This is a genomic window from Ruegeria sp. BHSB058 (genome assembly GCF_059613285.1).
In genome coordinates this window covers 1-8,604 of the sequence record NZ_JBXWSF010000117.1, presented here as the reverse complement: position 1 = coordinate 8,604, position 8,604 = coordinate 1, and the positions used below count along the sequence as shown (strand labels likewise).

The 8,604-nt window shown below is 58.7% G+C and carries 11 protein-coding genes; 10 read left to right on the top strand and 1 reads right to left on the bottom strand.

What is annotated here, in order from left to right:
* Window positions 1-146 precede the first annotated feature (146 nt).
* The 6 genes from AC2FNB_RS19570 (at window position 147) to AC2FNB_RS19545 (ending at window position 5,333) form a co-directional block, all read left to right on the top strand.
* Window positions 147-533 (top strand): hydroxyisourate hydrolase, encoded by a 387-nt coding sequence (locus AC2FNB_RS19570; RefSeq protein WP_496748488.1) that lies wholly within the window; start codon window positions 147-149, stop codon window positions 531-533.
* 95 nt (window positions 534-628) lie between these two features.
* Window positions 629-760, top strand: coding sequence for an MJ0042-type zinc finger domain-containing protein (locus tag AC2FNB_RS19565; protein ID WP_496748489.1), 132 nt, complete (start codon window positions 629-631; stop codon window positions 758-760).
* 58 nt (window positions 761-818) lie between these two features.
* On the top strand, window positions 819-3,305 hold the full coding sequence (locus AC2FNB_RS19560) for a hypothetical protein (protein WP_496748487.1): 2,487 nt from the start codon (window positions 819-821) through the stop codon (window positions 3,303-3,305).
* Between the two features lie 90 nt (window positions 3,306-3,395).
* Window positions 3,396-4,415: a helix-turn-helix domain-containing protein gene (locus tag AC2FNB_RS19555; RefSeq protein ID WP_496748486.1), complete on the top strand. Its 1,020-nt coding sequence runs from the start codon at window positions 3,396-3,398 to the stop codon at window positions 4,413-4,415.
* A 261-nt stretch (window positions 4,416-4,676) separates the two neighbouring features.
* Complete coding sequence (locus AC2FNB_RS19550) at window positions 4,677-5,069, top strand: rhodanese-like domain-containing protein (protein ID WP_480747715.1); 393 nt, start codon at window positions 4,677-4,679, stop codon at window positions 5,067-5,069.
* An 81-nt stretch (window positions 5,070-5,150) separates the two neighbouring features.
* Complete coding sequence (locus AC2FNB_RS19545) at window positions 5,151-5,333, top strand: hypothetical protein (protein WP_480747714.1); 183 nt, start codon at window positions 5,151-5,153, stop codon at window positions 5,331-5,333.
* Between the two features lie 7 nt (window positions 5,334-5,340).
* Here the strand turns inward: AC2FNB_RS19545 and AC2FNB_RS19540 are convergent, their stop codons facing one another.
* On the bottom strand, window positions 5,341-6,141 hold the full coding sequence (locus AC2FNB_RS19540; protein WP_496748485.1) for an alpha/beta fold hydrolase: 801 nt from the start codon (window positions 6,139-6,141) through the stop codon (window positions 5,341-5,343).
* Here AC2FNB_RS19540 and AC2FNB_RS19535 point away from each other — a divergent pair.
* The 4 genes from AC2FNB_RS19535 to AC2FNB_RS19520 all read left to right on the top strand — a co-directional run bounded on the left by AC2FNB_RS19535 (window position 6,141) and on the right by AC2FNB_RS19520 (window position 8,330).
* The gene (locus AC2FNB_RS19535; RefSeq protein ID WP_480747712.1) at window positions 6,141-6,560 is read left to right on the top strand and encodes a hypothetical protein; all 420 of its coding nucleotides are present in this window, start codon (window positions 6,141-6,143) and stop codon (window positions 6,558-6,560) included. The genes AC2FNB_RS19540 and AC2FNB_RS19535 overlap by 1 nt on opposite strands.
* Window positions 6,561-6,622: 62 nt before the next feature.
* On the top strand, window positions 6,623-7,213 hold the full coding sequence (locus AC2FNB_RS19530) for a TetR/AcrR family transcriptional regulator (RefSeq protein ID WP_496748484.1): 591 nt from the start codon (window positions 6,623-6,625) through the stop codon (window positions 7,211-7,213).
* A gap of 91 nt (window positions 7,214-7,304) precedes the next feature.
* Window positions 7,305-8,021: a PspA/IM30 family protein gene (locus AC2FNB_RS19525; RefSeq protein ID WP_480747710.1), complete on the top strand. Its 717-nt coding sequence runs from the start codon at window positions 7,305-7,307 to the stop codon at window positions 8,019-8,021.
* A gap of 24 nt (window positions 8,022-8,045) precedes the next feature.
* Complete coding sequence (locus AC2FNB_RS19520; RefSeq protein ID WP_496748483.1) at window positions 8,046-8,330, top strand: YiaA/YiaB family inner membrane protein; 285 nt, start codon at window positions 8,046-8,048, stop codon at window positions 8,328-8,330.
* Window positions 8,331-8,604: the final 274 nt, after the last annotated feature.

The following is an 8,604-nucleotide window of genomic DNA, read 5'->3' as shown; positions in this document are numbered from 1 at the left end:
ACTCGGGCGAGTGGTTCTTCCGTTTCGACATCTCTGATCTCCTTTTCGTCGAAGATCAGCAGACAACAAATCGTAGCTTACGTCAGTGTCCGAAATTCAGGGGGTAGCTCACTGCTTGGAGTTCCGCAAAGAAGGAGAAGAGTGTCGTGACGCATCAGTCCCATCCAACCGATCCGGTTGCCGGAGGAATTTCAATTCATGCAGTGGATGTTGCGGATGGCATACCCGCTGCCGGACTGGCGGTTCGGCTGTGGCACCTACGACCTGCGAGAACGGAAATCGCGTCGGGTGTGTGTGGCCCTGACGGGCTGCTGCACCATCCGGTCAGCGAGGGCCAAGACGTGCAGTCAGGGCTCTACGAGGTCGAATTTGAGGTCGGAGACTATTATCGGCAAGCTGGCCGCATCATTTCGAACCCTTCGTTTCTCGAAATCGCGGTGTTTCGCTTTGGCATCGAGCGCGTCGAGGAACACTTCCATCTGCCGTTCAAGTTCAAACCGTGGGGGTTTTCTCTTTTCCGGGGCGGCGCCTAGGTATAACAGGCATTGCCACTCGTCGAGATCAAATGAGACAACGGAAACCAAAAATTCCAATACATATCAGTTGGATGCGCAGTATTTGAGATTCAATAGAATCTCTGGATATTGATTTTCAATGCCCACCGCCCGCACCACGTTTCTATTCCGATCTGAATCAGGCGTCTGCAGCAATGCGGGCTGTGCGATGCGGGGTTTGCCTGCTAAGCTTTGTGCATTGCTGAACTATTCGCGACCGACGTGGGGGAGGCGAAGGTGCAGAACGCGGGAAAACCAGCGAAGATGGATACCCCCGGAGGCGACCACATCGGGTTGCCCTGGCCAGAGGGGTATCAGGACCTTCGCCCGGTGCTGCAGGAGCAATGGGGGTTCAGCGATGACATGTATCTGCATCACAAGCTGAGCGGAAAGTCGGGGGCCTATGTTTATGCCGCCGATGTCCATTGCACCGATTTCAGCGGGCAGGCGATCCTTAAATTCGACCGCGCGCCCGACCCGGCCTGGAACGAACTGTCGGAGGCGGAGCGGCACGATATCGCGTTCAGGGTCGCCCCCGAATTTGCCCGTGCGCATCTGCCAGAACTGCTGAAAACAAGCGCTGTCGATGACCGGATTGCAATCCTGTCGTCGATTGCCGGGCGGGGGCTGGAATATGCCAAGCCCTGGGCCGAATGTGCGCATGACGAACAGGTAGAGGCGGTGAACCTGCTGTCGTCCGGATTGCTTGAGGACTGGAACCGCGACTGTCACCTGGCGGCTGGGCTGGTGTCGGTCGGAGACATCCTCAGAGGGTGGTTGAATTATCGGCTGGACCCGGTTCAGGGCCGGATTTTCCAATTTGTGCAGAGTGAATGCGGGCTTTGTGCGGAGGACCAAAGCCTGATTTTCGATGGTCGCTGGTACCCGAACCCGCTGAACCTGGTGGCGGGTGCGTCGGGAGGGGCGGCGGATCAGAAACTGCGCGCGGTTATTGGCAACACCCACGGCGATCTGCACGGGTACAACGTGTTGCTTGGCGGGTCGGGGTCTGCGCGCCTGAACTATTATCTGATCGATCTGGCGCTCTATCAGGACAAGCAGTTCCTGTTTTACGACCACGCCTATTTCGAACTCAGCCACCTTCTGCTGGCGCGGGAAAGGGCGGACGCGGAAAGCTGGAGTGCGCTGATGGGGCATCTGAGCGTGTTTGACCATGCCGGGCCCGAGGTGAAGCTGAAAGGCGATGATCTGGGCCTCATTCAATTGATCGAGACACTGCGTCGGAACGTGATGGAGTGGGTGGACCGCAATCAGTCGAGCAGGCTGTCCTATATGGAAAAGCAATACATGCTGGCGCGGGTCGCGGTGGGCCTGAATTTTGTCAACAAACCGCTTTCGGACAAATCCCGAAAGATGGCGTTTCTGTACGCGGCGGCCAACCTCAAGGATTATGTGGTGCTTTCGGGGCTGGATTGGCCCAAACACGGGCCGCTGTTCGAAATTACCGAGATGGCAGGAGGTGGGGCCGACGGCGGCATGCCGGTCAAAAGCAGCAGTGACAGGCGGTTCCGGGTTTCGGACCCCACCCGTGTTTTGCCGGAGGACAGGCCGGCGGTTGCTGTGCTGGCCTTTGACAACCTGAGTGGTGATCCTGAACAGGAATATTTCTCGGATGGGTTCAGCCAGGAACTGCTGACCTGTCTGTCGAGCGTGGATTGGTTGATGGTGATTTCGCGGGGATCATCCTTTGCCTACAAGGGGCAGCCAGTAGATGTAAAGCGGATCGGGCGCGAACTGGGGGTCGACTACATTGTCGAAGGCAGCGTACGACGAGCCGAGGCGCGGGCGCGAATCTCTGTCCAACTGATCGACGCCAGAACCAGCCATCACCTGTGGGCAGAGCGGTTTGACCGGGATGTGCAGGACATATTCGATTTGCAGGAGGAAATCGCCCAGGCAATTGCGATGAATGTCGATTCACGGCTGAAGGTCGTGGAGCGCGAACGCGCCAGTATTTTTGAAGGCTCGCTGAGTCTTTGGCACGGCTTTCAACGCGCGATGTGGCATTTTCACAAGTTTTCTGAAGAGCATACGCAAACTGCGCAAACTCTGCTCGGAAGTCTGGTGGAGACTGCCCCTCAATTCGGCGAGGCCCATGCGTTGTTGTCTTTTTTCGATTGTCGCCGCATCACATTCTGTGAAACCGAGAAACCGGAAGAGGTTTTGGAGAGAGCCCGCCGACAGGCGAGCCTCGCTGTATCCCTGGACGACCGAAGCAGCATGGCGAAGGTTGCGCTGAGCCGCGTTTTAACGTTCGAGGGTAAGCACCAAAGAGCAGTGGATCAGGCCGAACTGGCCGTTTCGTTGAATCCGAGTTCAACTGTGGCGCATCTCTGTCTGGCGGTTGCATATTTCTGGGGCGGGCAGGCCGAGGCTGCCATGCCAATTCTTGAGACCTCAATTCGACTGAGTCCAAAGGGGCCGTTTCTTGACGTCAAGAGATGCCTCAAGGCGTTGTGCCGATACGCTACCGGAGAGATCAGCGAGGCTGAGGTTCTGGCAAGGTCGGCGTGTCACAGTCAAATGGCCGGGCCGGTTGGGCCCATCGTCATGAGTGTTGTCCTGGCGCGACAGGACCGGATTTCGGAGGCAAATGAAGTCATCCAGGAGCTGTTGAGCTGGAGGCCGGATTTTTCAATCAGCCGCTTCCATCGTTGCTGGAGCGGCTTTGCGCCGGACTACCTGGCGATGATGACCGAGGATCTGCACCGGGCAGGTTTGCCGGAGTGATCCTGGGCGACGGCGTGATTGGTTCTTTGTTTAATCGGCCAGTTGACCATATGCTGGTGATGTTCATTCAGGTTCATTAGGGGCAGAGTCATGGACGTGCCAATCGCCCGTATCCGGCATTTGATCTCGTTTTTGAAAACGTCCGGTGCAACGCCGGAAGATATCGCCGGTATCATGAAACAAAGCGGGCTGACGACCGCCGATATCGACCCGCCGTCCGAGGTCTGTGACATCCGTAACGAGGCCGGTTTTGTCCGGGCCGCCTGCGATCAGATGAAAGACATTACCTTTGGCGCCAAGGCCGGGCTGGCGTTGAGGGATGCGTCCGGCCTGAACGCATATATCAGCAAATACTCGCGGAACCTGCGGGAGGCGATTGACTACACGTCGCGCTTTCACGACATCATCGATCCCGCCATTGCGTTCAGCCTGCGGATTTCGGGAAATGTCGCCTCGTTCGAAGCGGACTGGAAGGATGCGGGATATACCCGCTATCACCGGCGAACCGAGACATTGATGTTTGCCGCGGTCGCGCGAATGCGGTCGGTCACGCAGTCCGGGTTCTTCCCGATCGAGATGCGGTTGCAGCATCAGGTTGGGAAGGCTACGCAAGCCTTTCAGAAGGTTGGGGGATTCCCGGTGGTGTTCGGGGCGGAAAAGACCGAGATCCTGTTGTCGAATTCCAGCCTGGACCTGCCCATTCCGACCTATGACGCCAGCCTGCGCGACCATCTGGTCGAGTATGGCAATCGGCTGTTGGCGGAGCGGGCGGTGCCGAAACAGCCGCTGAGGGCGCGGGTCGAGGGGCTGATCACCGCCTCGCTGCCCGGGCGGGTCATCCCGGCGGAAGAGGCCGCCGCCAATCTGGGCATGAGCCCGCGCACCTTTACCCGCCGGTTACAGGAAGAAGGCGCGAATTTCCGCGCCATCGTGGATGACCTGCGATGCGATCTGGCGCAGACCTTCATCAAGGCCGGCATGAACCTGTCGGAAGTTTCCTTTGCGCTCGGCTATGCGGATCAGGCGGCGTTTTCCACTGCGTTCAGGCGGTGGACGGGAGAATCGCCAAGCGCGTTTCGGGAAAAGGCGTCTTTGGTGAAAGGCGATTGATCCGGGCAGACCGGAGCGGGGTGGCCGGGGGTCATCGGCGTTTCCGCCTCGCCCCGACCGGTCCGTGAGTGGACAAGAGAAAGATAGGAGCCCGGAGGGTGCGGCCTTTTGATTTCCTGCCAAATGCATTGTGAGTTCCGCCAATTGTGCAGGTGAAAGACCTGGTTCTGTTGAAAGCGAACGTTTTCGAATTGCATCCGGCACCTACATCTTCGAAAATTCGCATGTACATACCCAACAAAGGTTTCAGGGAGGAAACGGATGGCACTGACGGTCAAGGACATGATGCAGGCTGCAAATGCGGTCATCGAACGGATTGATGCGGCCAAGGCAAAACAGCTGATGGAAGAGGGCGCGTTGCTGCTGGATATTCGCGACGCGCCGGAACTGGAACGCACCGGGCGGGCGGCGGGTTCGCACCATATCCCGCGCGGTATGCTGGAATTCCGCGCCGATCCTGAGACGCCGTATCATGACCCTGAAATGCAAAAGGACCGGGTGATCGTGCTGCATTGCGCCTCTGGAGGGCGCGCGGCGCTTGCGGGCAAGCTGCTAAAGGAAATGGGCTATGCCGAGGTTTATAACCTGGGCGGGCTGAACGATTGGCGGCAAGGCGGGGGCGACGTGATCGAGCCGGTCGATCCGGGAATGTAGGCAAGCTGACCCAGGTCAAAGCTGATCACATTCCAAAAGATGCATGAAGTGGCTGAACGGACAACAAAGGACGAATCGGCTATGATGCGGCTTGCAGCACTTCTTTATTCCCTGATTTCAACGGCCTTGGCCGGGTCGGCGGTAATCGCCGTCCTGTCCGCAGGACTGGTGTCGCTGGGGGCAATTTTGTCGGCGGCGGCCGTGGGTTTTGCCGCGGCCGCGCCGGTGTCGTGGCTGGTGGCGCGGCGGCTGTATCAGGGCTGAACCAGGGTTACGCGTTCAGGAAAGCCCGTGTTGCGGCCTCGAATTCGCGGGGCCGTTCCGCATGCAGCCAATGACCCGCCTCGGGGATTTTGGCAAAGCGTGCACGCGGAAACAGCGAGCGGATCAGGTCGCGATGCTCGGGTTTGACATAGTCCGAGGCGGCCCCAGACAGAAACAGCGTGGGGCCGTCCCACGTGGCGTCGATGTTGGGAAAGCCCATTATCTTGGGCATCTCGGCGGCCAGGCCATCAAGGTTCAGCCGCCACCGCTTTTCGTTGAGGTCCAGCGACTGGGTGAAGAAGCTTTGCAGCGCCTTGTCGACCCCACGCACAGCAAGCTGATCCTCGACATCCGAGCGGCGCTCGACTGTGGACATGTCGACGCCGCGCATCGCCTCGATAAAGGGCATCTGGCTGTGGCCGTAGGCCACGGGCGCGATGTCGGCGACAACCAGCTTGCGCACCAGATCGCCGTGCTGCAGGGCCAGAGTCATCGCTGCCTTGCCGCCCATCGAATGACCGACAACATCCGCCGTGCCGCCGAGGTGGTCGATGACCTTGGCCAGATCGCCTGCCATCGCGGGATAGTCATGCACGTCCGACCAGGGGCTGTGGGCATGGTTGCGCATGTCAACCGCGATGACCTGTCGTTCATCGGACAGACGTTTGGCGATGACCCCCCAGTTGCGGGCCGAGCCGTAAAGGCCGTGCGCAATCACCAGCGGGGGCAGGGCGGTAGGTGTGCCATGAATGATCGTGTTCAACATGTCACGGTGATACAGGCGCTTTTTCAAAACGGCCAGCCCCATTGAGACTGCCGTGGCGCGAGGATATGTTTGCCCGTCAGGAGGATGCGCAGGTGAGCCACGGCAAACAAGTTCAGGACCAGATTGCCGAGACGATCGGACTGCTGCGCAGCAAGCTTGGCGTGCGGGGCAAAACGCTTGCCGCCTCGTTGAAACGCGCCAGACACCGGCTGCCGCGCCGGGTCTATGGGCAGGCGATGGTTCTGGCGCGGGCCGAGCCGATGGCGAGTCATCCAAAGCTGCGCCTGACGCTGGACACCCCGTCGCTGACGGCGGCGGCCCATGAGGTGCAGACGCATCTGCACGCAATTGATCTGGCCGACCGCCGTTGGGGGCGGTTTTTGAGCATTCTCGGCAGCCTGGCGTTCAACCTGCTTTTATTGGCCGCGCTGATCGGCGCGTTCCTGTGGTGGCAAGGGTGATCTGATCTTTTCGTTTCCTCTCGGGTCTCGTATTGTGAACGAGGTTCATGGAAGGGATCGGCATGGTTTCGAAATCTCAGGCCCGCAGGGCGGAATTGCGTGAAAAACTTGTCGTGGCAGCGGAAACCCGGATTGCTCGCGATGGGGTGGCGGAGCTGCGCGCCCGCGATCTTGCCAAAGATGCGGGCTGTGCGCTGGGGGCGATCTACAATGTCTTTGACGATCTCAACGCGATCATCATGGCGGTGAACGGACGGACCTTTCAGCGTCTGGGGCAGGCCGTTGCCGGATCGTTCGACGGTAGCGAAGAACCGGTCCAGCGCCTGATCGTCATGAGCACGGCCTATCTGAGGTTTGCTGAGGCCAATACGAACCTTTGGCGCGCCCTGTTCGATCTGAAGATGGTCGATGATGGTATGGTGCCAGACTGGTATCGCCAGGCCTTGAACGACCTTTTTGCATATATTGCTGACCCGGTGTCGAAGCTGTTTCCGAATGATACGCGAGAGGACTTGCATCTGATGACCCGCGCCTTGTTTTCCTCGGTGCATGGGATCGTAATACTGGGCCTCGAAAACCGGATCTCGGGTGTTCCGAGCGAGCAGGTCGAGCGTATGATTGCGAGAGTTATTTTCCAAATCGGAAACAAATAGTTTCCTGAACGACGTTCACAGAACGATTGAACATTGTTCAAAGTATTGGTACGTCAAGTTTGTGAACGATGTTCATTTCTTGGAGGAACCTATGTTTGGTACTTTGAAAACCTTGTTCAATGGCGCTAATGCCCGCGCCGAGGATCGCCTGCGCGACGCTTATTCCATCGAATTGATTGACCAGAAAATCCGCGAGGCGGAGCAGAATCTGAAAGCGGCCAAGCTGACATTGGCCAGCATGATCCAGCGCCAGCGCAGCGAGCAGCGCCAGGCTGACAGCTTGCAGACCCGCATGCGAGACCTGACTGATCGCGCCGCTCTTGCGCTGGCGGACGGGCGCGAGGACATGGCGCGCACGGCGGCGCAGGCCATCGCTGATCTGGAAAACGAAACGACTCTGCGGCAACAGACTCTGAGACGTTTGGACACGCGCATCGTGCAACTGCGGCAAACGGTCGAAACTGCAAACCGTCGCATCATCGACCTTAAACAAGGCGCGGTAACGGCGCGGGCGATCCGGCGCGAGCAGGGTCTGCAAAAGCGGCTGAACCGGCATCTGGGCGGGGACAGCCCGATCGAAGAGGCCGAGGCGCTGATCAACCGTGTGATGCAAAAGGATGACCCGTTCGAGCAAGCCGAGATATTGCGCGACATTGACGGGGAACTCGATCATTCGTCGCTGGCCGAACAGATGGAGGATGCCGGTTATGGGCCTGGGACACGCTCAACCGCGGCGAGTGTGTTGCGACGTTTGGAACAGCAATCTCAGGCGGATGCCGATCCAGATGGCCAGGGCAAAAAGAATTAACCCAGTAAATCATAGGAGACCAAGATGAATAACCGTAATGAAAACTCGCTCATCATGATGCTGAACGGGGCCGGCGTCGCCCTCGCCTATGGCTTGCTGGCCATCTCCCTGTACTTGTCCACGGATGTGCCGCTTGCAACAAAGGGGTATTGGGGCATGGGCATCCTGTTGCTGACAGTGAGCCTGATCAATGTGGTCAAATACCGGTTCGACATCCGCTCCGCCGAGGACCGGCTGAACCGGATCGAAGAGGCGCGTAACGAAAAGCTGCTGGAAGAGGCACTGAAAGATCCCAAGGACGAGATCTGAACGACCGCGCCAAACCTCTGAACCCGGCCCTGCGCTTTCAATACAACCATGATGCGCGCAACAGCGGCGGGAGAGATTCGGGTGACCAAAAGGAAAACGGCGCCAGTAAGGCGCCGTTTGTTTTTTCACGAACTGTCTGATGTCTCAGAGGTTCGGGTATAGTGGGAATCGGGCGCAGAGGTCTGCGACTTCGGCGCGGACCTTGGCTTCGACTTCGCCGTTGCCGTCCGGGCCGTTGGCGGCCAGGCCGTCGACCACTTCGACGATCCAGTCG

What these genes read in the sequence shown, in the direction of transcription:
- AC2FNB_RS19560 (WP_496748487.1), top strand. Translation starts at nt 819, where the DNA reads ATGGATACCCCCGGAGGCGACCACATCGGGTTGCCCTGGCCAGAGGGG.
- AC2FNB_RS19555 (WP_496748486.1), top strand. Translation starts at nt 3,396, where the DNA reads ATGGACGTGCCAATCGCCCGTATCCGGCATTTGATCTCGTTTTTGAAA.
- AC2FNB_RS19550 (WP_480747715.1), top strand. Translation starts at nt 4,677, where the DNA reads ATGGCACTGACGGTCAAGGACATGATGCAGGCTGCAAATGCGGTCATC.
- AC2FNB_RS19545 (WP_480747714.1), top strand. Translation starts at nt 5,151, where the DNA reads ATGATGCGGCTTGCAGCACTTCTTTATTCCCTGATTTCAACGGCCTTG.
- AC2FNB_RS19540 (WP_496748485.1), bottom strand. Translation starts at nt 6,141, where the DNA reads ATGGGGCTGGCCGTTTTGAAAAAGCGCCTGTATCACCGTGACATGTTG.
- AC2FNB_RS19530 (WP_496748484.1), top strand. Translation starts at nt 6,623, where the DNA reads ATGGTTTCGAAATCTCAGGCCCGCAGGGCGGAATTGCGTGAAAAACTT.
- AC2FNB_RS19525 (WP_480747710.1), top strand. Translation starts at nt 7,305, where the DNA reads ATGTTTGGTACTTTGAAAACCTTGTTCAATGGCGCTAATGCCCGCGCC.
- AC2FNB_RS19520 (WP_496748483.1), top strand. Translation starts at nt 8,046, where the DNA reads ATGAATAACCGTAATGAAAACTCGCTCATCATGATGCTGAACGGGGCC.